The sequence below is a fragment of the Bradyrhizobium sp. C9 genome, from assembly GCF_002532045.1.
Taxonomy (GTDB): domain Bacteria; phylum Pseudomonadota; class Alphaproteobacteria; order Rhizobiales; family Xanthobacteraceae; genus Bradyrhizobium.
The window spans coordinates 457,741-481,228 of record NZ_NWTG01000002.1; the positions used below are offsets into that span (position 1 = coordinate 457,741).

General features: G+C 64.9%; 22 protein-coding genes. 13 read left to right on the forward strand and 9 right to left on the reverse strand.

Translation table 11 applies throughout. From position 1 onward, the window contains the following. Window positions 1-102 precede the first annotated feature (102 nt). From rbfA to CO675_RS07050, 7 genes are all read left to right on the forward strand, one after another. Window positions 103-513, forward strand: coding sequence for a 30S ribosome-binding factor RbfA (rbfA, locus tag CO675_RS07015; RefSeq protein WP_097671285.1), 411 nt, complete (start codon window positions 103-105; stop codon window positions 511-513). Further along, a complete protein-coding gene (truB, locus tag CO675_RS07020; protein ID WP_097671286.1) occupies window positions 513-1,622 on the forward strand; it encodes a tRNA pseudouridine(55) synthase TruB in 1,110 nt (369 codons plus the stop codon). Before rbfA ends, truB begins: the two co-directional genes overlap by 1 nt. A gap of 2 nt (window positions 1,623-1,624) precedes the next feature. Next, window positions 1,625-1,894: a 30S ribosomal protein S15 gene (gene rpsO, locus CO675_RS07025; protein WP_016844725.1), complete on the forward strand. Its 270-nt coding sequence runs from the start codon at window positions 1,625-1,627 to the stop codon at window positions 1,892-1,894. Between the two features lie 314 nt (window positions 1,895-2,208). Then, complete coding sequence (gene pnp / locus CO675_RS07035; RefSeq protein ID WP_097671288.1) at window positions 2,209-4,365, forward strand: polyribonucleotide nucleotidyltransferase; 2,157 nt, start codon at window positions 2,209-2,211, stop codon at window positions 4,363-4,365. A 259-nt stretch (window positions 4,366-4,624) separates the two neighbouring features. Next, entirely contained in the window at window positions 4,625-5,077 is a 453-nt protein-coding gene (locus CO675_RS07040) for a GNAT family N-acetyltransferase (RefSeq protein WP_097671289.1), read from the forward strand. Window positions 5,078-5,361: 284 nt separating this feature from the next. Further along, entirely contained in the window at window positions 5,362-6,006 is a 645-nt protein-coding gene (locus tag CO675_RS07045) for a hypothetical protein (RefSeq protein WP_245452666.1), read from the forward strand. A 150-nt stretch (window positions 6,007-6,156) separates the two neighbouring features. Continuing rightward, the gene (locus tag CO675_RS07050) at window positions 6,157-6,753 is read left to right on the forward strand and encodes a glutathione S-transferase family protein (protein ID WP_097671291.1); all 597 of its coding nucleotides are present in this window, start codon (window positions 6,157-6,159) and stop codon (window positions 6,751-6,753) included. A 63-nt stretch (window positions 6,754-6,816) separates the two neighbouring features. Here CO675_RS07050 and fabV read toward each other — a convergent pair whose 3' ends face one another. The 3 genes from fabV to fabA form a co-directional block, all read right to left on the reverse strand. Further along, window positions 6,817-7,989, reverse strand: coding sequence for an enoyl-ACP reductase FabV (gene fabV, locus CO675_RS07055; protein ID WP_097671292.1), 1,173 nt, complete (start codon window positions 7,987-7,989; stop codon window positions 6,817-6,819). Window positions 7,990-8,066: 77 nt separating this feature from the next. Beyond that, window positions 8,067-9,290, reverse strand: coding sequence for a beta-ketoacyl-ACP synthase I (gene fabB / locus CO675_RS07060; protein ID WP_097671293.1), 1,224 nt, complete (start codon window positions 9,288-9,290; stop codon window positions 8,067-8,069). A 43-nt stretch (window positions 9,291-9,333) separates the two neighbouring features. Next, complete coding sequence (fabA, locus tag CO675_RS07065; protein WP_076863629.1) at window positions 9,334-9,855, reverse strand: 3-hydroxyacyl-[acyl-carrier-protein] dehydratase FabA; 522 nt, start codon at window positions 9,853-9,855, stop codon at window positions 9,334-9,336. A gap of 329 nt (window positions 9,856-10,184) precedes the next feature. Between fabA and irrA the strand changes: the two genes are divergently transcribed. Next, on the forward strand, window positions 10,185-10,676 hold the full coding sequence (irrA, locus tag CO675_RS07070; protein ID WP_097671294.1) for an iron response transcriptional regulator IrrA: 492 nt from the start codon (window positions 10,185-10,187) through the stop codon (window positions 10,674-10,676). 72 nt (window positions 10,677-10,748) lie between these two features. Here the strand turns inward: irrA and CO675_RS07075 are convergent, their stop codons facing one another. Further along, window positions 10,749-11,273 carry an SH3 domain-containing protein gene (locus CO675_RS07075; protein WP_097671295.1) on the reverse strand — a complete coding sequence of 175 codons (525 nt, stop codon included), beginning with the start codon at window positions 11,271-11,273 and terminating at the stop codon, window positions 10,749-10,751. 346 nt (window positions 11,274-11,619) lie between these two features. Here CO675_RS07075 and CO675_RS07080 point away from each other — a divergent pair, with 346 nt between their 5' ends. Next, window positions 11,620-12,624, forward strand: coding sequence for a 2-hydroxyacid dehydrogenase (locus CO675_RS07080; protein ID WP_097671296.1), 1,005 nt, complete (start codon window positions 11,620-11,622; stop codon window positions 12,622-12,624). Between the two features lie 321 nt (window positions 12,625-12,945). On the opposite strand, the gene CO675_RS07085 is transcribed toward CO675_RS07080, so the two are convergent. Then, a complete protein-coding gene (locus tag CO675_RS07085; RefSeq protein WP_097671297.1) occupies window positions 12,946-13,860 on the reverse strand; it encodes a LysR family transcriptional regulator in 915 nt (304 codons plus the stop codon). A gap of 122 nt (window positions 13,861-13,982) precedes the next feature. Between CO675_RS07085 and CO675_RS07090 the strand changes: the two genes are divergently transcribed. Beyond that, window positions 13,983-14,990, forward strand: a complete 1,008-nt coding sequence (locus CO675_RS07090) for an aldo/keto reductase (RefSeq protein ID WP_097671429.1) — start codon at window positions 13,983-13,985, stop codon at window positions 14,988-14,990. Between the two features lie 238 nt (window positions 14,991-15,228). Here CO675_RS07090 and CO675_RS07095 read toward each other — a convergent pair whose 3' ends face one another. Continuing rightward, the gene (locus CO675_RS07095; protein WP_097671298.1) at window positions 15,229-16,029 is read right to left on the reverse strand and encodes a HesA/MoeB/ThiF family protein; all 801 of its coding nucleotides are present in this window, start codon (window positions 16,027-16,029) and stop codon (window positions 15,229-15,231) included. Between the two features lie 111 nt (window positions 16,030-16,140). On the opposite strand from CO675_RS07095, the gene CO675_RS07105 reads away from it, so the two are divergent. Further along, window positions 16,141-17,514, forward strand: a complete 1,374-nt coding sequence (locus CO675_RS07105; RefSeq protein WP_198964517.1) for a serine protease — start codon at window positions 16,141-16,143, stop codon at window positions 17,512-17,514. A gap of 246 nt (window positions 17,515-17,760) precedes the next feature. Here CO675_RS07105 and ggt read toward each other — a convergent pair whose 3' ends face one another. The 3 genes from ggt to mutM all read right to left on the reverse strand — a co-directional run bounded on the left by ggt (window position 17,761) and on the right by mutM (window position 20,995). After that, window positions 17,761-19,440 carry a gamma-glutamyltransferase gene (ggt, locus tag CO675_RS07110; RefSeq protein ID WP_097671430.1) on the reverse strand — a complete coding sequence of 560 codons (1,680 nt, stop codon included), beginning with the start codon at window positions 19,438-19,440 and terminating at the stop codon, window positions 17,761-17,763. A gap of 108 nt (window positions 19,441-19,548) precedes the next feature. Continuing rightward, window positions 19,549-20,112: a GNAT family N-acetyltransferase gene (locus CO675_RS07115; protein ID WP_097671301.1), complete on the reverse strand. Its 564-nt coding sequence runs from the start codon at window positions 20,110-20,112 to the stop codon at window positions 19,549-19,551. Between the two features lies 1 nt (window position 20,113). After that, window positions 20,114-20,995, reverse strand: a complete 882-nt coding sequence (mutM, locus tag CO675_RS07120) for a bifunctional DNA-formamidopyrimidine glycosylase/DNA-(apurinic or apyrimidinic site) lyase (RefSeq protein ID WP_097671431.1) — start codon at window positions 20,993-20,995, stop codon at window positions 20,114-20,116. A gap of 140 nt (window positions 20,996-21,135) precedes the next feature. Between mutM and ubiE the strand changes: the two genes are divergently transcribed. Together ubiE and ubiB are read left to right on the forward strand one after the other, a co-directional pair. Further along, window positions 21,136-21,897 carry a bifunctional demethylmenaquinone methyltransferase/2-methoxy-6-polyprenyl-1,4-benzoquinol methylase UbiE gene (ubiE, locus tag CO675_RS07125; RefSeq protein WP_097671302.1) on the forward strand — a complete coding sequence of 254 codons (762 nt, stop codon included), beginning with the start codon at window positions 21,136-21,138 and terminating at the stop codon, window positions 21,895-21,897. Continuing rightward, window positions 21,894-23,468: a 2-polyprenylphenol 6-hydroxylase gene (ubiB, locus tag CO675_RS07130; RefSeq protein WP_097671303.1), complete on the forward strand. Its 1,575-nt coding sequence runs from the start codon at window positions 21,894-21,896 to the stop codon at window positions 23,466-23,468. The genes ubiE and ubiB overlap by 4 nt, the downstream gene beginning before the upstream one ends. Window positions 23,469-23,488: the final 20 nt, after the last annotated feature.

Genomic DNA, 23,488 nt, shown 5'->3' on the forward strand with positions numbered 1-23,488 from the left:
ACTTTAGTCCGGCCACCGGCGCATCGTCCGATTGAAAGCAAAAGCTAGGACATTGATGCCCGCGGCCAAAGCCAGCGGGCGCGACGGTTTTGGAAGAAGGTCATGCCTCGTCAAAAGAAGAGTTCCAGCCCCGGCGGATCGCAACGTCAGCTGCGCGTCGGCGAAACGGTTCGCCATGCAGTTGCCGAGATTCTGTCACAGGGTGAGGTTCACGATCCCGATCTGGAAGGCCACATCATCACCGTTCCCGAGGTGCGCATGTCGCCTGACCTGAAGCTCGCCACGGTCTACGTGATGCCGCTCGGCGGTCGCGACACCGACGTGGTGATAGCCGCGCTCGAGCGCAACAAGAAGTTCCTTCGCGGCGAGATCGCGCATCGCGTCAACCTGAAATTTGCACCCGACATTCGCTTCCGCGTCGATGAGCGGTTCGACGAGGCGGAGCGCATCGAGAAACTACTGCGGACACCTGCGGTGCAGCGAGACCTTGCACCCGATTCGGACGATGAGTGATGACTGTGATGACGACCAACAGCGTGATCGACGCGAAGGATGCCGACGCGCGCGACGCTGAGCGGGATGCCTTTGCCGGGCCGCGCACCGACGATTCGCGCCGCACCAACAACGACCCGCGCCAGAAGCACGGCAAGCAGAACCAGCAGCCGCGCCGCGACAAGCGCGACGTCCACGGCTGGGTGGTGCTCGACAAGCCGATCGGCATGACCTCGACGCAGGCCGTCGCCGTGCTCAAGCGCCTGTTCCAGGCCAAGCGCGCCGGCCATGCCGGCACGCTCGATCCGCTCGCCTCCGGCGGCCTGCCGATCGCGCTGGGCGAAGCCACCAAGACGGTGCCGTTCGTGATGGACGGCCGCAAGCGCTACCGCTTCACGGTCAGCTGGGGCGAGGAACGCGACACCGACGACACCGAGGGACGGCCGGTCAGGACCAGCGAGAGCCGGCCGACCGCCGATTCGATCCGCGAGCTGCTGCCGCGCTTCACCGGGGTGATCGAGCAGATCCCGCCGCAATATTCGGCCATCAAGGTGCAGGGTGAGCGGGCCTATGACCTGGCGCGCGACGGCGAGACCGTGGAACTGAAGCCCCGCCCGGTTGAGATTCACGAATTAACCTTGGTAGAACATGGAGATAACGGACAATCCGTGTTCGAGGCCGAGTGCGGCAAGGGAACCTATGTCCGGGCCCTGGCCCGCGATATGGGCCGGATTCTGGGCTGTTTCGGCCATATCTGCGCCCTGCGGCGGACCCTGGTCGGTCCGTTTACCGAGCGGGACATGATTCCGCTGGAACAGTTGGAGGCTTTATGCAATAGAGCCGCGTCTGGCGAGGGCAGCCTCGCCGACGCGCTTTTGCCCGTTGAGACCGCGCTGGACGACATCCCGGCACTGGCCGTCACACGGGCTGATGCGGCAAGGCTCCACAGGGGCCAGGCCGTTTTGTTGCGCGGACGGGATGCGCCCAATACCAGCGGCACAGTCTATGTCACGGTGGCAGGCCGGCTTCTCGCGCTTGCCGAGATTGGCAATGGCGAACTCATCCCCAAGCGCGTGTTCAACCTGAACGGACTGACTGCCAGTCCGGCTCGCAACAATGAAAGTAACTGACGATGTCGATTACCGCCGAACGCAAAGCGGAAGTCATCAAGACGAATGCCAACAAAGCCGGCGACACCGGCTCGCCCGAGGTTCAGGTCGCGATCCTGTCGGAACGCATCAATAACCTCACCGAGCACTTCAAGAGCCATGTGAAGGACAACCATTCACGCCGCGGCCTCCTGAAGCTCGTGTCGACGCGTCGTTCCCTGCTTGACTACATCAAGCGCAAGGACGAGGCGCGCTACAAGGCGCTGCTCGAGAAGCACAACATCCGTCGTTGATTTGAGAAGCACGCGCGCGAGGTTCGCGCGCGTTTTCGCATGGTCGTCCGTGAACTCGGACTTTCGAATTGTCGAAAGATGATCATGCGCAACAGCATGGCCATCGCGCCATGCACTAGCGTCCAGCAGCAATCCGGCCGCTGGACCGGGCAAGATGCCCAGATGACCGAAAGGATGGACGCCATCCGAAATCCAGGGACCATGGCAGGATCGCCGGATGCTGACCGCAGCAGCGCATCAGTGTCTCGCCGTCTTGGCATGGTCTTTGTGTTTCAGGGCGCCGTGCTTTCGTGAAACCATGAAAGAAAACCGAAATGTTCAATTCGCATTCCGTCGAGATCGACTGGGGTGGACGTCCCCTCAAACTTGAAACCGGCAAGATCGCCCGCCAGGCCGACGGCGCCGTGATGGCCACCTACGGCGAGACCGTGGTGCTCGCCACCGTCGTCGCCGCGAAGTCGCCGCGCGAAGGCGTCGACTTCCTGCCGCTCACCGTCGACTACCAGGAGAAGACCTATGCCGCGGGCCGCATTCCCGGCGGCTATTTCAAGCGCGAGGGCCGTCCGACCGAGAAGGAGACGCTGGTCTCCCGTCTGATCGACCGCCCGATCCGCCCGCTGTTCGTCGACGGCTGGCGCAACGAGACCCAGGTGATCGTCACCGTGCTGTCGCACGACATGGAGAACGATCCGGACATCGTCTCGCTGGTCGCCGCCTCCGCTGCCCTGACGCTGTCGGGCGCGCCGTTCAAGGGCCCGATCGGCGCCGCGCGCGTCGGCTTCGCCAATGACGAGTTCATCCTCAACCCGACGCTCGACGAGATGGCCGAAACCCAGCTCGACCTCGTCGTCGCCGGCACTGCCGACGCCGTGCTGATGGTCGAATCGGAAGCCAAGGAACTCAACGAAGACGTGATGCTCGGCGCGGTCATGTTCGGCCACCGCCACTTCCAGCCGGTCATCAACGCGATCATCGAGCTCGCCGAGAAGGCCGCCAAGGAGCCGCGCGAAGTCACCACGATCGACAATTCGGAGATCGAGAAGGAGATGCTCGGCATCGCCGAGCAGGAGCTGCGCAAGGCCTACGCGATCCCGGTCAAGCAGGAACGCTATTCCGCGGTCGGCGCCGTCAAGGAGAAGGTGCTCGCGCACTTCTTCCCGGAAGGCCAGGAGCCGAAATACGACAAGCTCCGCGTCGCCGCGGTGTTCAAGGAACTGGAAGCCAAGATCGTTCGCTGGAACATCCTCGACACCGGCAAGCGCATCGACGGCCGTGACGTCAAGACCGTGCGCAACATCGTCGCCGAAGCCGGCGTGCTGCCGCGCGCCCACGGTTCGGCGCTGTTCACCCGCGGTGAGACCCAGGCGATGGTGGTGACCACGCTCGGCACCGGCGAGGACGAGCAGTACATCGACGCGCTGTCGGGGACTTACAAGGAAACGTTCCTGCTGCACTACAACTTCCCCCCCTACTCGGTCGGTGAAACCGGCCGCCTCGGCGGCACCAAGCGCCGCGAGATCGGCCACGGCAAGCTCGCCTGGCGTGCGATCCACCCGGTGCTGCCGCCGCATCACGAGTTCCCGTACACGATTCGCGTGGTCTCCGAGATCACCGAGTCGAACGGCTCGTCCTCGATGGCTTCGGTCTGCGGTGCCTCGCTGTCGCTGATGGACGCCGGCGTGCCGCTGAAGCGGCCGACCGCCGGTATCGCCATGGGCCTGATCCTCGAAGGTCAGCGCTTCGCGGTGCTGTCGGACATCCTCGGCGACGAGGATCATCTCGGCGACATGGACTTCAAGGTCGCCGGCACCGACCAGGGCATCACCTCGCTCCAGATGGACATCAAGATCGAGGGCATCACCGAGGAGATCATGAAGGTGGCGCTCGGCCAGGCCAAGGAAGGACGCATCCACATCCTGGGTGAGATGTCCAAGGCCCTGACCGCGGCGCGCGCCGAGCTCGGCGAATACGCACCGCGCATCGAGACCTTCAAGATCGCCACCGACAAGATCCGCGAAGTGATCGGCACCGGCGGCAAGGTGATCCGCGAGATCGTCGAGAAGACCGGCGCCAAGGTCAACATCGAGGACGACGGCACCGTGAAGGTTGCCTCCAACGACGGCGAGGCGATGAAGGCTGCGATCAAGTGGATCAAGTCGATCGCCTCCGATCCGGAGGTCGGCCAGATCTACGAGGGCACCGTCGTCAAGGTGATGGAGTTCGGCGCGTTCGTGAACTTCTTCGGCGCCAAGGACGGCCTCGTCCACATCAGCCAGCTCGCGGCCAGCCGCGTGCAGAAGACCTCCGACGTCGTCAAGGAAGGCGACAAGGTCAAGGTCAAGCTGCTCGGCTTCGACGATCGCGGCAAGACCCGCCTGTCGATGAAGGCGGTCGACCAGGAGACCGGCGAGGACCTCGAGGCCAAGCAGAAGGCCGACGCTCCGGCGCCGCGCGAAGCTGCCGGCGAGTAAGCCTGCTCAGAGCGAAACAACGAAGGGCGGCCGAGAGGCCGCCCTTTTTGTTTGGTGCGATGCCTGAGCGCGTGAGGCCCTGCAGGGACAATGCGATTCTGGAAGGGCCTTGGCCGTGCGCCATGCGGCAGCAAAGGCCGGCACATTCGCGGTATGAGCTGGCAAGACTCCCTGGCCGCAAGCGGCTACGCTAGGCTTGAGAGCTCCGCGAGATGCGCGGGGCTTTCTTATTGGAAATCGGCGACCGGAGGAATCGACGATGACACAGCCGATCATCCGGCCTGCCCGTCCCGACGAACTTGACGCGATCGCGCGCGCCTGGATGGACAGCTGGACGTCGACCGGGCTCTCGCAGGCGAGCGAAAGCCTATTGAACGATCTGCGCGCCCGCCTGCCGCGCGAGATCGCCGGCGGCTGGAGCCTGTTCGTCGCCGACGATCGCGGCACCATCGCCGCAATGCTGGCGCTGCACCTGCCGACTGCGCTGCTCGACCAGCTGATGGTCGCACCAAGCTATCAGGGCCAGAGTCTGGGACGCCATTTGCTCGCGTTCACCCGTGAGCAAATGCCCGACGAGATCTGGCTGAAATGCGTCCGCGAGAACGAGAAGGCCTGGCGCTGGTACGAGCGCGAAGGCTTCGTGTTCGAGAAGGAGGCGATCAATCCGGCCACCGGGTTCATGATGAAGTACTACCGGTGGAAGAAGCGATAGACATCCACCGCTCGCTTGCGGGAGGCGGCTGCACGCTCTAGTTTGCCGTGACAACGCCATCAACTTCCGCTTACCGAGCAATGTACCGCAGCTTCGCCGTCGCCCTACTCGTGTCATGCTTTGCCGCGGCGGGATGGGCTCAGTCTCCCTCAACCTCAGCGTCGCCCGCAGCTCCGCAGGCCGCCAAATCCGCCGCCAAGAAGCCGACACCCAAGGCCGCTGCACCGAAGGCAAAATCGGACGGCAGAGCCGCGCCGGCGGCGTCCGGACCCTGCAGCTTGGGCGTGATCTCGGCGATCGGAGATCGCTTCGCGGTCCACAAGTTCGGCGTGACGGTGTTCGAAACCGAGGACAACGAGGTGCCGATCGACAATTGGGGCCTCGATGACGTCGTTCTGGCACGCGTGCGCGCGCTGACAGGTACCGATCCCTCGATCCGCAAGATCAGTTATCCGAGGGGCGCATTCGAGCCGTTCTACAATCCGAAATCACGACTCCTGCGCGATCCAGGTGAAGACTTGCCGGCGATCGTACGAGGCATCACGGCCAATGCCAATTGCGAGCGCTACTTGGTCGTCACCCGCTTCAAGGCCCAGCTGCCCGGCACCAGTCTGACTGTAAACGGCATCGGCGCCTATAACAGAGGTCTCGGGAGCCTCGTGAGGCATTCGCACCTGTTCGCGAACATTTCCATCAGTCTGCTGGACGGCAGGACGTACGAAAGGATCGACCGTCGAATGGCGCTCCTCAAGGCCACATTCGCCGACGGAATGAGGCTCACCGAAGACCCGATGACCCAGCTCGACAACTCGCTGTTTCCCGATCCTCCAGCAACGGCATCAGGCAGCGCGGTGCTTCGCGAGAAAACGCGCGCGCTCGTCGCGGCAAAGCTGGATCTGTCGCTCCCCGCCTTTCTCAGGGATGAATAGACAGGGCTTGCCGGTCTGCGCGGTTGGCGGCGTTGACCGGCATGCCGACCTGAACTCGCACGCCTTGTCCTGTGTTGGTGTGTTGCCAATCTGGGCCGGTCGCGCGATGAATGGCCGCCATTCATCCACGCCGAAGAAAGGGACCGCACCATGATCAAGCTGTACTGGTCGCCGCGCTCGCGCTCGTTCTCCGCCATCTGGCTGCTCGAAGAATCCGGCCTGGCCTATGAACGGGTGCTGACCGACATCAGCACCGGCGCGCAGAAGTCGCCGGAGTTCCTCAAGATCAACCCGATGGGCAAGGTACCGGCGTTGACCGACGGCGACGCAAAGCTCGCCGAGGCCGCCGCGATCTGCGCCTATGTCGCCGACCGTTATCCCGAGACCAGGCTCGCGCCGGCCACCAACGATCCGAAGCGCGCACGCTATCTGCAATGGCTGTTCTTCTCGCCGAGCTGCATCGAGCCGGCGCTGATCCAGCTCTTCACCAAGCTCGAGGTGCCGACCAGCACCGCGGCATGGGGCAGCGCCGCACAGGTGTTCGACGTGCTCGATGCCGAGCTGCAGAAGGGGCCGTGGATCCTCGGCGATCAGTTCTCCGCCGCCGACATCGCGATCGGCGCGGGACTGAACTTTGCGGTGCGCGTGTTCAAGATGGTGCCGCCGCGGCCGTCATTCGAGGCCTACATCGACCGCTGCGTGGCGCGGCCCGCGTTCCAGCGCGCAGAGAAGATCGCAGCGGGGTAGCAGCGACGTAGCTCGGATGAAGCGCAGCGCAATCCGGGCTACGAAACAGTGGATGAGGCTGGCCTAACCCGGCACGACGCGCGGATCGACGTCCTGCGTGTAGTCGACGCCGTCGATGCCGAAGCCGAACAGGCGGAGGAACTGGCTCTTGTATTCGCCGAGGTCCGCCAGCTCGCCGAGCGTCTCGGTGGTGAGCAACGGCCAGCGCCGCGACACCTCCGTCTGCACGTCCGGCGACAGCTCCCAATCGTCGACGCGAATGCGTTGCGTATCGTCGAGCGCGACGCCCTTGCCGAGCTTCGTCCGGAACAGGCGGTCGATCTGCTCGATGCAGCCTTCATGGAGCCCGAGCTGCTTCATCACCTTGAACAGCACGGTACCATAGAGCGGCACCACCGGAATCGCCGAGCTCGCCTGGGTGACCACGGCCTTCAGCGCGACGACGCGGGCGGCGTCCGCACCGAGCCGGCCCCGGATCGCTTCCGCCTTGCTGTCGAGATCGACCTTGGCGCGGCCGAGCGTGCCGTTCCAGTAGATCGGCCAGGTCAGCTCGCTGCCGATATAGGTGTAGTTGAGCGTCCGGAAGCCCGGCGCCAGCACGCCGGCATCGGCGAGCTGGTCGATCCAGCGCTTCCAGTCGTCACCCCCCATCACCGCGACCGTGGCCGCGGTTTGCTCCTCGTTCGCGGGCTCGAGGGTGGTCTGGAACACCTCGCCGGTCTCGGTGTCGAGCGTCTTGATCTCGACCGGGGCGCCGAGCGGCTTGATGACCGAGCGATAGGTCTTGCCGGTGTCCGGATCGGTGCGGACCGGCGCCGCCATGCTGTAGACCAGCAGGTCGAGCTGTCCGAACTTTTCGCGCACACGCTCGATGAAGTCCTTCTTCATCTCGTCGGAGAAGGCATCGCCCTCAAGCGTGAGCGGCGAGCGTCCGATCTTCTGGGCCTCGATCTCGAAGGCGCGGTTGTTGTACCAGCCGGCGCTGGCGCTTCGCTTTTCCGACGGCTCGCGCTCCAGCGAGACGCCGATCGTGTCCGCGCCACCGGCGAAGGTCGCGACGATGCGGCTCGCGAGGCCGTAGCCCGTCGAGCAACCCAGCACGGCAACGCGCTTCGGACAGTCAGCGACCGGGCCCTGCTTGAGAACGTAAGCGATCTGCTCACGGACATTCGTGGCGCAGCCGACGGGATGTGCCGTCGTGCAGATGAAGCCTCGCACGCGCGGTTCAATAATCATTCCCACCCCATTCCGGATCGTTGCAATATCCCATTCGCCGCCTGCGGATCTCCCTCAGCAAGCGAGGAGAGACGAAATCAGGCATCAAGCCGCCTGAACACCAGCGTGGCATTGGTCCCGCCGAAGCCGAACGAGTTCGACAGCACGGTCGTGAGCTTGGCGTTGTCGATGCGCTTGCGCACGATCGGCATGTCGGCGAACGCCGGATCGAGCTCGGTGATATGCGCGCTTTCGCAGACGAAGCCGTTGTTGAGCATCAGCAGCGAGTAGATCGCCTCCTGCACGCCGGTGGCGCCGAGCGAGTGGCCGGTCAGCGCCTTTGTCGCCGAGATCGGCGGGCACTTGTCGCCGGTGCCGAACACCTTGCGGATCGCCTCGATCTCCGGCGGATCGCCGGCCGGCGTCGAGGTGGCGTGCGGATTGATGTAGTCGACCGGCGTGTCCACCGTCGACATCGCCATGCGCATGCAGCGCTCGGCGCCCTCGCCCGACGGCGCCACCATGTCGTAACCGTCCGAGGTCGCGCCGTAGCCGACGACCTCACCGTAGATTCGCGCGCCGCGCGCCTTGGCATGTTCGAGCTCTTCGAGCACCACGACACCCGCGCCGCCGGCGATCACGAAACCGTCGCGGCTGATGTCGTAGGGACGCGAGGCGGTCGCCGGCGTGTCGTTATACTTCGACGACATCGCGCCCATGGCGTCGAACAGCACCGACAGCGTCCAGTCGAGTTCCTCGCAGCCGCCGGCGAAGATGATGTCCTGCTTGCCGATCTGGATCGTCTCATAGGCATTGCCGATGCAATGGTTCGACGTCGCGCAGGCGGAAGAGATCGAATAGTTCACGCCCTTGATCTTGAACCAGGTCGCGAGCGTCGCCGACGCGGTCGAGGACATTCCCTTCGGCACGGCGAACGGACCAACGCGCTTCGGGCCCTTGGCGCGCGCGATGTCGGCGGCCTCCACCAGCGTGCGCGTCGACGGTCCGCCGGATCCCATGATGATGCCGGTGCGGATGTTGGAGACTTCGTTCTCCTCAAGGCCGGAGTCGCGGATCGCCTGCTCCATGGCGACGTGATTCCACGCAGCACCTTCGGCAAGGAACCGCATCGCGCGGCGATCGATCACCTCGGCGGGATTGAGCGTCGGCGCACCGTGCACCTGCGAACGGAAGCCGAGCTCGGCAGCCTTCTCCGCACGCGAAATGCCCGACTTCGCCTCGTAGAGGCTCGCAAGCACTTCCTGGGTGTTGTTACCGATGGACGAGACAATCCCCATCCCCGTGATGACAACCCGCCTCATGTTCGCCTCGCCCTGCCTTTATGTTGCCGCATGGTGATCCTGCTCAAGACGGCGCCGTGCCCTGCTTGAACAATCCGACCTTCAAGTCCTTGGCGCGATAAATAATCTCGTCGTCCATGGAAAGCCACCCGTCGGCAATTCCAAGCACGAGCTTTGACCGCATCACGCGCTTGATATCGATGTTGTACACAACCTTGCGCGCGTGCGGCAGCACCTGTCCGGAGAACTTCAGCTCGCCGAGGCCAAGCGCGCGGCCGCGACCTTCGCCGCCGATCCAGCCGAGATAAAAGCCGACCATTTGCCACATGGCATCGAGGCCGAGACAGCCCGGCATCACCGGATCGTTCTTGAAATGGCAGCCGAAGAACCACAGATCCGGCTTCACTTCGAGCTCGGCGCGCACCAGCCCCTTGCCGTACTCGCCGCCATTCTCCGAGATCTCGCTGATGCGATCGAACATGAGCATCGGTGGCAGCGGCAACTGGGCATTGCCGGGACCAAAAAGCTCGCCCCGTCCGCAAGCCAGCAAATCCTCGTATTCGTAACCGCCGCGCCGATCCAGCATCCTCTTTCCACCTCTGATGTCCCGATGAAGCGCTTTGCTTGGTCGGACCTTAATCTACCCACGGGAACCGGAATAACCCGTCCCGCATCTTGGCGCTACCTGGGTACGCTACCGGCCTGTTATCTCTGCCGAAAGCGCATATGTGGTCCGCGCGCTCTCTAACATAGGGCTAACTGGGCGGCAAAGCGGCATTCCAATGATAAATTGCCGTCTCTCCTTAGGTTTCTACCGCAGCTTGGATTCGTTCTAGTTGCGAAAAACTTGCATCTGATGGGCATCCTTTTTATATTTAAGAGGAATATTGCCTGAGTTGGGTGCATAGAGTGGATATGAACGACGAAGTACCGGCCGTGAACGACGATGCCGTGCACCCGGCTGCCCGGGGCGCTGGGCATCACCCTGCCCTGACCGGCTGCCCGTGGCACGACGTCAACGAGATGCTGCAGTCTGCCGGTCTCCGGCCGACCCGCCAGCGCATGGCGCTGGGTTGGCTGCTGTTCGGCAAGGGTGCCCGCCACCTGACCGCTGAAATGCTGTACGAGGAAGCCACGCTGGCCAAGGTTCCGGTGTCGCTGGCGACCGTCTACAACACACTCAACCAGCTGACCGATGCCGGGCTGCTGCGCCAGGTCAGCGTCGACGGCACCAAGACCTATTTCGACACCAACGTGTCGACGCATCATCACTTCTATCTCGAGCACAACCACGAGCTGGTCGACATTCCCGACCCGAACCTCGTGCTGTCGAAGATGCCCAACGTGCCTGAAGGCTACGAGATTTCCCGCGTCGACATGGTCGTGCGGCTGCGCAAGAAGCGCTGATCCGGCCTTGGCGTCGATTTGAGTTGTGATGGCCGGGCTCGTCCCGGCCATTTTCGTTGGGGACGAAGAAACTCAGTCCACCTTCTCGTCGGCGTAGACGCCCCACAGGCGTTGCTGCTCGATCCAGCCGTCGAACCCGTTGCCGGTGACCCGGCACCAGTTATTGGCGCATTTCTTGACCTGCGCCACGACGCCGGCCTGCAGGCGCGCGGCGATGGCGCTGGTGGCGTCGGGGCGATCGTACAGCGAGGCCAGATCGTCCTTGTTCTTCATCGTCACGACCGCGGTGCGGCGGCCGGACAGCAGGGAGTGATAGACCCAGCCTTCGGCGCCCTCGGAATCGCGCACCCGGCGCCAGTTCTCGAACTCGGCGGTGATTTCGACCGGCAGCCCCGACCGCGTGTAGACCCAGGCGACGTCATTGTCCTTGGTCGGGCCGGCCCGGACGTTCACATGATCGGATTTCAGGCTGACATAGCGCGGAATCGGCAGGCCGCTGGTGGTGGGGCTCAAATCCTTGGCGGTATGTCCGGGCATGACCGACGCACTCAGCATGCTCCCGACCAGAGCCACCAATGAACCCAAACGCCAGACCATCAACTCGTCTCCTGCCGAGATGCCCAACCCGCATTCGGCGAGCTGCAACCCAAACCCAAATTCAAACCCAAGCCTAAGCCCATGCCCCAAGGCCCCTGCGTGTCCCTGCCCGCATCGATCCGAGGGGTTCTTGTCTTGGGCCGGCCTTCTGCTAGAGAGGACGGAACGCCTGAGAGCCAGAACACCCGAATTTCCCCTGGCGAAAGCCGAGGCAAGTATCGGGGAACCCTAGGAAACGCGAAGGAAACGCCGGGACAGCGCGGCTATCAGCAGTGTCGAACAACCGGGTTAATGAGGCCTCAACGGCTCGGTTTTTGACGAGCCGCGCGCCTCATGAAAGCAGGACATGTCGGTGAAGAAAAAGCCTCTCGTCGTCGTCACCCGCAAGCTGCCGGACTCGATCGAGACCCGGATGCGCGAGTTGTTCGATGCCAGACTGAATCTCGACGACACGCCGATGACGCCGGAACAGATCGCCGAGGCGGCAAGGACCGCCGACGTGCTGGTGCCGACCGTGACCGACATGATCCGCGAGGACGTGATCAATCAGCCCGACTGCAAGCTGAAGCTGATCGCCAATTTCGGCAACGGCGTCGACAATATCGACGTCACCGCCGCGCATGCCCGCGGCATCACGGTGACCAATACGCCGAAGGTACTGACCGAGGACACCGCCGACATGACCATGGCGCTGATTCTGGCCGTGCCGCGGCGCATGATCGAGGGCGCCTCGATCCTGACCGAAGGCAAGCAGCACTGGGCCGGCTGGTCGCCGACCTGGATGCTGGGCCACCGCATCGGCGGGAAGCGGCTCGGCATCATCGGCATGGGCCGCATCGGCCAAGCCGTGGCGCGCCGCGCCCGCGCCTTCGGCCTGCAGATCCACTATCACAACCGCCGGCCGGTCGCCCCCGTCATCGCCGATGAGTTGGGCGCGACCTACTGGGAAAGCCTCGACCAGATGCTGGCGCGGATGGACATCATTTCGGTGAACTGCCCGCACACGCCGGCGACCTATCATCTGCTCTCGGCGCGGCGGCTCAAGCTGATCCGGAAAGAGGCCTATATCGTCAACACCGCGCGCGGCGAGGTGATCGACGAGGACACCCTGATCAAGCTGATCGAAGCCGGCGATGTCGGCGGCGCAGGCCTCGACGTCTACGAGCATGAGCCCGCGGTGAACCCGAAACTGGTGCGGCTCGCCAGGGCCGGCAAGGTGACGCTGCTGCCGCACATGGGCTCGGCCACCATCGAAGGCCGCGTCGAGATGGGCGAGAAGGTCATCATCAACATCCGAACCTTCCTCGACGCCCACAAGCCGCCGGATCGCGTGCTGCCGAGCATGTTGTAGGAATTCCGTAGCCCGGATGGAGCGCAGCGAAATCCGGGACAGCATCGCAGCGTCAAGACCGCCCCGGATTGCGCTTCGCTTCATCCGGGCTACGGCACCGCCAAAATATCGAAAACAACCCCATGCACAGTAGCCGGTGCGGCCGCAGCTCGACCACCCAACTTGAAACCAACACTCGCTGTCGTCCCGGCGCAGGCCGGGACCCATAACCACCGATAGTCATTGCTCCACAGTGCTGGAACGACGAGTCCCACTCCCAACTTCCGCTGCGGAGTATGGGTCCCGGCCTGCGCCGGGACGACGATGTGGTGAGAGTTCGTCTTATTTCGTCTTCCGCCGCGCCTGCTTGCGCCAGTCGGCGACGAACGACACGAACGCGGCGAGCGCCGGGGGCGGCTGGCGGCGGCTGGGGTAGTACAGGAACGGCCCGTCGAACGGCGGACACCAGTCGTCGAGCACGCTGACCAGCGCGCCGGATTTGATGCCGTAGCGGACATAGCCCTCGAACGTCGCCCAGTAACCAACGCCGTCATGCACCGCGCGCAGCGCGAGGCCGAGATAGGTCGCGGTCAGCTTGGCCGGCGGCGATATCTTCACCACGCGGCCGCTCTTCTCGAACTCCCAGTCGAACATCACGCCGTTGCTGAAGCGGCTGCGGATGCAGGCATGCGCCAGCAGATCCTTCGGATGCATCGGCCGGCCGTGCTTCGCGACATAGTCGCGTGACGCCACCACCGCGTAACGCTGCGGCGCGCCGAGCTGGACGGCGATCATGTCCTGCGCCAGGTGCTCGCCATAGCGCACGCCGGCGTCGAAGCCCTGCGCGACCACGTCGACGAACGCACTCTCGGCGACCACGTCGAGCTCGACTTGCGGATATCGGGCGAGGAACGGTGCGATCATCGGCGCCAGCACCAGATCGACCGCGGGCGGCGGCGCGTTGATGCGCAGCCGCCCCGACGGCTCGGCGCGCAGGCCGCGCACCTCGGTGATCGCGTCGGCGACGTTGACCATTGCCGGAGCGACGCGGGCGAGCAGCAGTTCGCCGGCTTCGGTCAGCGCGACGCTGCGGGTGGTACGGTTCATCAGGCGGACGCCGAGCCGCTCCTCCATGTCGCGCAGGCGCTGGCTGAGGCTCGAGACCGAGACGCGGCTCTCCAGCGCCGCACGCCGGAAGTTGCGCGTGCGCGCCACCGCCACGAAGGCGTCGAGGTCGCGAAGGTCAAAATCCTGCATTGTTCGATATAGTGAACAACCTATTCTGGATTGTCCAGCTTATCCCGAAAGCCGGATCGGCCCATATCAGCTGCGTCATCTGGCGGCGGATTTTCCGCCGCAACATCTTTGGGAACACCACCATGGACGCACGCAAACTCGGTTCCACTGGCCCGGCGGTTTCGCTGATCGGCCTCGGCTGCATGGGCATGTCCGACTTCTACGGCCCGAGCGACCGCAGCGAGAGCATCGCCACCATCCATGCCGCGCTCGAGGCCGGCATCACGCTGCTCGACACCGGCGACTTCTACGGCATGGGCCACAACGAGATGCTGATCGGCGAGGCGCTGAAGGGCCGCAGCCGCGACAATCTCGTGATCAGCGTCAAGTTCGGCGCGCTGCGCGATCGCAACTACGGCTTCCTCGGCTATGACTGCCGGCCCAATGCCGTGAAGAATTTCGTCGCCTATTCGCTGCAGCGGCTCGGCGTCGATCACATCGACATCTATCGCCCGGCGCGGCTCGATCCCAACGTGCCGATCGAGGAGACGGTCGGCGCGATGGCCGACATGATCAACGCCGGCTGGATCAGGCATATCGGCCTGTCCGAGGTCGGCTCCGACACCATCCGCCGCGCCCACAAGGTGCATCCGATCGCCGATCTGCAGATCGAGTATTCGCTGATCTCGCGCGGCATCGAGACCGACATCCTGAAGACCTGCCGCGAGCTCGGCATCGGAATCACCGCCTACGGCGTGCTGGCGCGCGGGCTGATCAGCGGACACTGGTCGAAGGACCACGGCGGCGCGAAGGATTTCCGCCTGATGAGCCCGCGCTTCCAGGCCGGCAACATCGACACCAATCTCGCGCTCGCCGATCGGCTGCGCACCATCGCCGGCGAGATCGGCGCCTCTCCGGCGCAGGTCGCGATTGCCTGGGTCGCGGCACAGGGTACGGACATCGTGCCGCTGGTCGGCGCGCGGCGGCGCGAGCGGCTGACCGAGGCGCTCGGCGCACTCGACGTGAGGTTGACCGCGGCGCATCTCGCCGCACTCGCCGAAGCGTTTCCGCCTGGCGCGGCCGCCGGCGGACGCTATCCGGAGGAGCATCTGCGGCACATGGACAGCGAGAAGCCCGCGGCGGCCTCGTAACGTCTAGAGCGAGATGATTTTATCGCGAATCGGCGGAGCGCTCCTCCTCACCTCGCCCCGCGTGCGGGGAGAGGTCGGAACGCATCGTTAGATGCGTTCCGGGTGAGGGGGAGTCTCCGCGAATACATCTGTTGCCGGATATGCGGAGGCAGCCCCTCACCCCAACCCTCTCCCCGCAAGAGCGGGGCGAGGGAGCGCAGTGCCGTCGCGCTCGCTATCCAAGCTAATCTCGTCCCGTTCAGAGATGCCCGCTCAGATCGGTGATCCCTGGTGCATCACCATTGAGCGGGTTCTGCGGATCGCGCGCGTAGCGCAGGGTTTCGAACCGCATCGCGCGCGCATCCACCATCAGGAGGCGGCCGACCAGGCCTTCGCCGAAGCCGACGATCTCGCGGATCGCCTCCAGTGCCATCATCGATCCCATGAGGCCGGCCAGCGCGCCCATCACGCCGGCCTCGGCGCAGGCCGGCACCGTGCCCGGCGGTGGCGCCTCCGGGAACAGGCAGCGATAGGTCGGGTTGAAGGCGCCGTCCGCGTTCTTCTCATGCGCGCGGATCGTGGTCAGCGAACCGTCGAACTGCCCGAGTGCGGCCGTGATCAGCGGCCGTTTCGCGAGGAAGCAGGCATCCGCGACGAGGTAGCGCGTTTCGAAATTATCGGAGCCGTCGAGCACGAGATCGTAATTTCCGATCAGCGCCATCGCATTGTCGGCGGTGAGCCGCATCGGATGCGCCTCGAACGCCACATGCGGGTTGAGCGCATGGATCTGCGCCGCCGCGCTGTCGACCTTGCGCTTGCCGATGTCGGATGTCGTATGGATGATCTGGCGCTGCAGATTGGACAGCGAGACGATGTCGTCATCGATCACGCCGAGCCGGCCGACGCCGGCGGCCGCCAGATACATCAGCACCGGCGCGCCAAGACCGCCGGCGCCGATCACCAGCACCGACGCCTTTTTCAGCGCATTCTGGCCGGGGCCGCCCACCTCGCGCAGCACGATGTGGCGGGCATAGCGTTCAAGTTCGTCGGCACTGAGCATCTCGATGTCCTGCGCGCTGTTCCCTGAACCGGAGCGCGGTTGTTGCCGACCAAGCAGATGTGCTTAATTGCGTGGACGTCAATGGTATCAGTCATTTCCCCCGGATTTGTCATGAGATTGGTGCTTTCGGCAACATTGATGGTCGCGGCCGTAATGGTCGCAGGTATGGGCGCTGCGCAGGCCCAGTTGACGCCGCCGACGACAGCCGGGGCCAAGCCGAAGACGGTGACGACGGTACCGGTCCGCCCCGCTTTGCAGAAGCCGGAGGATACCGCCAATGCCATGGCGCAGGCCGAGCGGCTGGCGCTGCAATCCGATCTCGCCTGGGTCGGCGAATATAATGGTGCGATCACCGGCGACGTCAGCGAGCGCATGGTCAATGCGATCAAGGAATTCCAGAAGAACCGCGGCGGCAAGCCGACCGGCGTGCTGAACCCGCAGGAGCGCGGCATGCTCGCCGACACCGCGCGGCGGAAGCAGGAGAGCGTCGGCTGGAGGGTCGTCACCGAGCCTGCCACCGGAGCGCGGCTCGGCATTCCCACAAAACTGGTGCCGCAACTCACCAGCGACGCCTCCGGCGCCAAATGGACCTCGCCGACCGGCACTGTCCAGGTGCAGCTCGCCCGGCGCAAGGAAGCGAACCCGACCACCGCAAAGCTTGCCGAGCAGGAAAAGAAGGAGCCGGCCGGCCGCACCATCGACTACACCGTGGTGAAGCCGGATTTCTTCGTGCTCTCGGGCATGCAGGGGCTGAAGAAATTCTATCTGCGCGGCACCTTGAAGGGTGATGAAGTCCGCATCCTCACCATTCTCTACGACCAGGCGATGCAGACCACCGTCGAGCCGGTGGTGATCGCGATGTCGAGCGCCTTCAACGCATTTCCATCAGGCGTGCAGGCCGGCCCGCCACCGCGCAAGACCGTCGAATATGCCACCGGCGTCGTGGTCAGCGACGATGGCGCAATCGTCACCGATCGCATCGCGACCGACGACTGCATCGCGCTGACGATCCCGGGCTACGGCAACGCCGATCGGGTCGCCGCGGACAAGGAGCACGATCTCGCTTTGCTGCGCATCTATGGCGCACGCGGGCTGAAGCCGCTCAACATCGCGGGCCAGGCGATGCAGACCGCGCTCGACGTCACCGGCATCGCCGATCCGCAGAACCAGGGCGGCGGCGCGGCCGCGAGCAGCGTCAAGGCCTCGGTGGCGCAACTCGGCGGCGGCGATCAGGCGCTGTCACCGCCGCCGGCGATCGGGTTCTCCGGTGCGGCAGCACTCGACGGCGGCGGCAAGTTTGCCGGCATCGCGGTGCTGAAGCCGGTCGTCGTCGCAGGGCCCGCGAACGCGGCACCGCCGGCGCAGGCGGCATTAGTGCCGGCCGACACGGTGCGCAGCTTCCTGAAGGCGCACGGCGTCAACCCGTCGGGCGAATCGGCGGACGCCAAGGCCGCCGTGGTCCGCGTGATCTGCGTCAGGAAGTAGGATGCTGTCATCGCCCGCGCATGCGGGCGATAGGGCATTCCAGAGACTCCTGTGATTCAGCCACGGCTCTTCCCACACACGTCGTCCTGGCGAAAGCCAGGACCCATAACCACCGCATTCAGCGATGGAACCGGTCGCGGCCCCAACGTCGCACAACAGTGAGATTTGGGGTAATGGGTCCTGGCTTTCGCCAGGACGACGTTGGGGATGGTGCTCGGTTCAGCCTGTCAAGCAGCGTAGTCGGCGTCACCTCAGCGCAAACCGCACGCCGGCGCGGGCGAGACCACCGGCGATGCCGACCGGCGTGCCGTCGGCGCGCCAGCAGGCTGCACCCGACATCGTGCCGTCACCATGGAACTGGATCGCGTTCATCCCGCCGGCGACCGTCGGCACCACCTGCACCTTGTGGCCCTTCGCTGACAGCGCCGCGCGGATGCTCTCCGGCACCGCCTGCTCGAGCTCCAGCGCGTTGCCTTCGGTCCACACCCGCGGCGCCTCGACCGCCTCCTGCAGCTCCATGCCGTGATCGATCAGGTTGATCAGCGCCTGCATCGCGCTCGGGAAGATGCGCTTTCCGCCGGGCAGGCCGAGCGCGTAAACCAGTTTGCCGTCGCGCAGCGCCATCATCGGCGACATCGAGGTGGTGACGCGCTTGCCTGCGGCGAGCGACAGCGCATGCCCCGGCCGCGGATCGAACAGGTTCATGTAATTGTTCGGCACGGTGCCGAGGCCCGGGATCAGGATCTTGGCCCCGAACAGATTGTTGATGGTCTGGGTGGTCGCGACCACGTTGCCCATCGCATCCGCTGCCGTCATGTGCGTGGTGTGCGCGCTTTCGAGCTGGGTGACGCCGGCGCTCCAGGCCTGCGCGAGGTCGGGATCGATCGCGCGGCGGCGCTCGTCGGCATAGACCTTCGAGGTCAGCCGCTCTACCGGGACGTTGATATAGGCGGGATCGCCGCTCGCGGCCGCGCGATCGGCAAAGGCGATCTTCAGCACCTCGGCGAGATAATGGATCGTCTCGGTCGTGCCGAAGCCGAGGCGCGCGATGTCATAGCCTTCGAGGATGTTGAGCATCTGCGTGATGTGCACGCCTGACGCTGCCGGCGGCGGCGGACCGAGGATTTCCCAGCCGCGGTAGTCGCAGCGGATCGGCTGCCGCTCGACGGTCTTGTAGGTCGCAAGATCCTCTTGCGCGATGAAGCCGCCATGCTTCTTCATGTAGTCGACCAGGATGTCGCCAAGCGGCCCCTGATAGAGCGCGTTGTCACCGTGGTCGGCGATGTATTTCAGCGTCTCGGCATATTCAGCCTGCACCACGCGCTCGCCCGGCTTCAGCGGGGTGCCGCCAGGCAGATAGATTGCCGCGATCGGCTTGTCCTTTAGCATCTCCTCGGCGCCGTCGGTGATGCATTCGTGCAAGTAAGGCGTCGCCGCATAGCCGCGCGCGGCATGCTTGATCGCGGGCTGCATCACGTCGGCGAGGCTCATGGTGCCGAAGCGGCGCAGCGTCTCGCACCAGGCTTTCAGCGAGCCCGGCACCGCGACCGCCTTCGGCCCGTTCAAATTCTCGTTGCCGACGGTGTCGAACACGTCATGCGCCGAACCGGGCTTCGAGGTGTAGGTATCCGGCTTCACCGCCTTCGGCACCGTGCTCTGGCCGTCGATGAAGCGATGGCTGCCGTCGGCGAGGCGGATATGCGCCATGCCGCCGCCGATGATGCCGACCATCATCGGCTCGACCACGGTCAGCGTGAACAAAGTGGCGATCGCCGCGTCGATCGCGTTGCCGCCGGCAGCGAGCATCTCGGCGCCGGCGCTCGATGCCAGCGGATGATTGCTCACCACCATGCCGCGGCTGCTGGTGGCCGGCTGCTTCTCGCACTGAAAGCTTGTCGCGGCGCGATCGCGCCAGTTGCCGTTCATCGCCATTGTGTTCTCGTTGTTGATGGAGCGATGGGGCCCATGTTCTGCGGCCTCGCATCCGCGGTCAAGCCGCCGCGAATTCCCTCACGGCGGCATTCGCAAGCGAGGTCACGTCGCCGGGCGATCACGCAGCCAGGTTTCGCGCGTGACCTTCCACTTCTCCGCCCGGGACTCGCCATTGTGGTGCGGAAGCTCGACGAAGCCGACGAATTCGGCTCCGGTCTTCTGCTTGACCCGGCGCGAGGCGACGTTGGACTGCGCGTTGCAGACGTGGAAATGATCGAGGCCGAGCGTCAGGAAGGCGAAATCATTCACCGCGGCGATCGCCTCGGTCATGAGACCCTGATTCCAGAAGGGCTCGGCAAGCCAGAAGCCGCGATTGCCCTTGCGGCCCTCGGCGCGCGGCCGGAAGTTGATGTTGCCGATCGCCTCGCCATCACCGGCGCGCAGCACCAGCACCCATTGATAGCTTTCCTCGCCGGCCGCGATCTTGTCCAGCTCGCGCTTGATGAAACTTTCCGCGCCGTCGTCAGGATAGGGCCACGGCACCACCGTGGCGAGCGTCCTGATCACGTTCCAATTGTTGAAGTGACGTTGAATCGCCGCGGCATCCGACAGCGCAAGCGGCCGCAGGATCAGGCGCCGCGTCTCGATGCGTGGCGTCTCGAACATGTTACTTCTGGCACTTCGGGCACCAGAACGTGGAGCGGCCGTTCTGGGTGAAACGCCTGACGATGCCCCCGCAGCCTGACGTGCGGCATGTCTCGCCTTCACGGTCATAGACCTGGAACGAATGCTGGAAGTAGCCGAGATCGCCGTTGGTCAGTCGATGGTCGCTGATCGAGGAACCGCCGGCCTTGATCGCCTGGTTGAGCACCGAATGGATCGCATCGACGAGACGTTTGGCGTGGTCGGTGGGCTCGGCTTTCTTCGTCGCCAGCGTCGCGGCCAATCGCCGCGGCGACAGATGCGAGCGAAACAGCGCCTCGCAGACATAGATGTTGCCAAGTCCGGCCACCACGCGCTGATCGAGCAGCGCGGCCTTCAGGCTGGTCTTCTTGTTGTGGCAGGAACGCGCCAGCATCGCCGCGTCGAATTCGTTGCCGAGCGGCTCTGGCCCGAGCCCCTTCAGCAGCGGTTCGTCCTCGATCGCGTTGCGGGCGATGATCTTCATGTAGCCGAAGCGCCTGGGATCGTTGAACACGACCGCCGCGCCCGACGACATGTAGAACACGACGTGATCATGCGCGCGATCGTCGCTACGCGGATGGTGGAATTGCCCCGGCGCCGCCGCGCCCTCCTGCTTCAGCACGCGGAACGAGCCCGACATGCCCAGATGCATCAGCAGCACGTCGCCGGAGTTCAGGTCCGCCATCAGATATTTGGCACGGCGGCCGAGCCCGGTGATGGTCTGGCCCTCGAGGCGGGCGATAAAGTCTTTTTGAAACGGAAACCGCAAATCCTTGCGGCGGGCCTCGGCCTTGAGGATTTTGGAGCCTTCCATGGCCGGTTGCAGGCCGCGGCGGACGGTCTCGACTTCGGGTAATTCCGGCATGGCAGGCATTCACCTTTTGGAAGTGACGTGATAGCGCCATTGCGGCCGCCGCGCTATGGTCTGGCTGGAGCGTTTTCGAGCGAAGTGGACACCGGTTCGCGCCAGGAAAACGCGACCAACAAGGGTTGAGAGTCTGAGTAATGGATCGGCCGGATCAAACCACGCATTTCGGCTTCAGGGACGTGCCCCTGGGCGAGAAGCAGACGCTGGTGAACGAGGTGTTTCACAGCGTAGCGTCGCGCTACGACCTGATGAACGATCTGATGTCGGTAGGCCTGCACCGGGCCTGGAAGGACGTCATGATCACGACGCTCGACCCGCCGAAGGGCGACCAGCCGTTCGCACTGCTCGATGTCGCCGGCGGCACCGGCGACATCTCGTTTCGGGCCGCCAAGACCGCGGGCGCCGGCTTCCATGCCACGGTCTGCGACATCAATACCGACATGCTCGCGGTCGGCCGCGAACGCGCCACCAAGCAGCACCTCGATGACCGCGTGTCGTTCGTCGAGGGCAATGCCGAGGCATTGGGTTTCGCCGACCGCGCGTTCGACGCCTACACCATCGCGTTCGGCATCCGCAACGTGCCGCAGATCGACCTCGCGCTGCGCGAGGCCTACCGGGTGCTCAAGCCCGGCAGCCGCTTCCTGTGCCTGGAATTCTCCACTGTCGATGTGCCCGGCCTCGACCGGATCTACGACCTGTTCTCCTTCAAGGTGATCCCGCCGCTCGGCCGCGCCGTCACCGGTGACGCCGAGTCCTATCAATATCTCGTCGAGTCGATCCGCAAATTCCCGCGGCCGAGCGCGTTCGCCGACATGATCGGCGCCGCCGGCTTTTCGCGCGTGAAGTGGCAGAGCCTCTCCGGCGGCATCGTGGCGCTGCATTCGGGCTGGCGTTTGTGATCTCTGCACTGACCCACATTTCGCGCCTTGCCCGCGCCGGTTTCGTGTTTGCGCGCGAGGGCGTGTTCGGCGTCGTCGATCCCGCGCTGGTGCCGCCGCCCGGGCAGCTCGCGCTGAAGCTGGCGCGGCTGATCGAGCGCCGCTCCGCCAAGTCAGGCCCACGGCTGTCGCGCGCGCTGACCCGGCTCGGGCCCGCCTACCTCAAGCTCGGGCAATTCCTCGCCACCCGGCCCGACGTGGTCGGCGTGGCGATGGCGCGCGATCTCGAAGCCCTGCAAGACCGGCTGCCACCATTCGCGCAGGAAGAGGCCGAAGCCGTCCTCACGCAATCGCTGGAACGGCCGCTGTCGCAGGCCTTTGTGCATCTGGGTCCGGCGGTTGCCGCAGCCTCGATCGCACAGGTGCATCGCGCCGAGGTCGAGCGCGACGGCGTGCGGCATCAGGTTGCAGTCAAGGTGCTCCGGCCCAATGTCGCCGCGCGCTTCCGCCGCGACCTCAGCGACTTCTTCTTTGTCGCGCACAAGGCCGAGGCGCATTCCGCCGAGGCGCGGCGCTTGCGGCTGATCGAAGTCATCAACACGATGTCGCGTTCGGTCGCGATGGAGATGGACCTGCGGCTCGAGGCGGCCGCGCTGTCCGAGATGGCCGAGAACACCCGCGACGATCCGGATTTCCGGGTGCCCGCGGTGGATTGGGATCGCACCGCGCACAGCGTGCTGACGATGGAGTGGATCGACGGCATCGCGCTGAACGATCACGCTCGCCTGGCGGAGGCCCAGGTCGACCTGCCGGACCTCGGCCGCAAGGTGATCCAGAGCTTCCTGCGCCACGCGCTGCGTGACGGCTTCTTCCACGCCGACATGCATCCCGGCAATCTGTTCCTCGACGACGCTGGCCGCCTCGTTGCGGTGGATTTCGGCATCATGGGGCGACTCGGGCTGAAGGAGCGGCGCTTCCTTGCCGAGATCCTGCTCGGCTTCATCACCCGCGACTACCGCCGCGTCGCCGAGGTGCATTTCGAGGCCGGCTATGTGCCGGGCCACCATTCGGTGGAGAATTTCGCGCAGGCGATCCGCGCCATCGGCGAGCCGATCCACAACCGCACCGCCGAGGAAATCTCGATGGCGAAGCTGTTGACGCTTCTGCTCGAGGTCACCGGCCTGTTCGACATGCAGACGCGGCCCGAACTGATCCTGCTGCAGAAGACCATGGTGGTGGTCGAGGGCGTGGCGCGCGGCTTCGATCCCAAGCTCGACATCTGGAAGATCGCAGACCCCGTGGTGCGCGAATGGATCACGCACAATCTCGGCCCGGCCGGCCGCATCCAGGGCGCGATATCGGGTGTGGGCGAGCTCAGCCGCGTCATCGCCAATTTGCCGTCGATCGCCAGCCGCGCCGTGACGGTGCTCGAGCAGCTCGAGACCATGACGCGGGAGGGCCACATGCTGTCGTCGGACTCGATCGACGAGATGGCCCGCGCCGAGGCCCGCAAGGCGCGGGTGCAGACCGTCGGCCTCTGGGTCATTGCCGCCGCCCTGATCGCGATCTTTTTCGCCATCCGCGCACATTGATTGCAATGCATGCATGATAT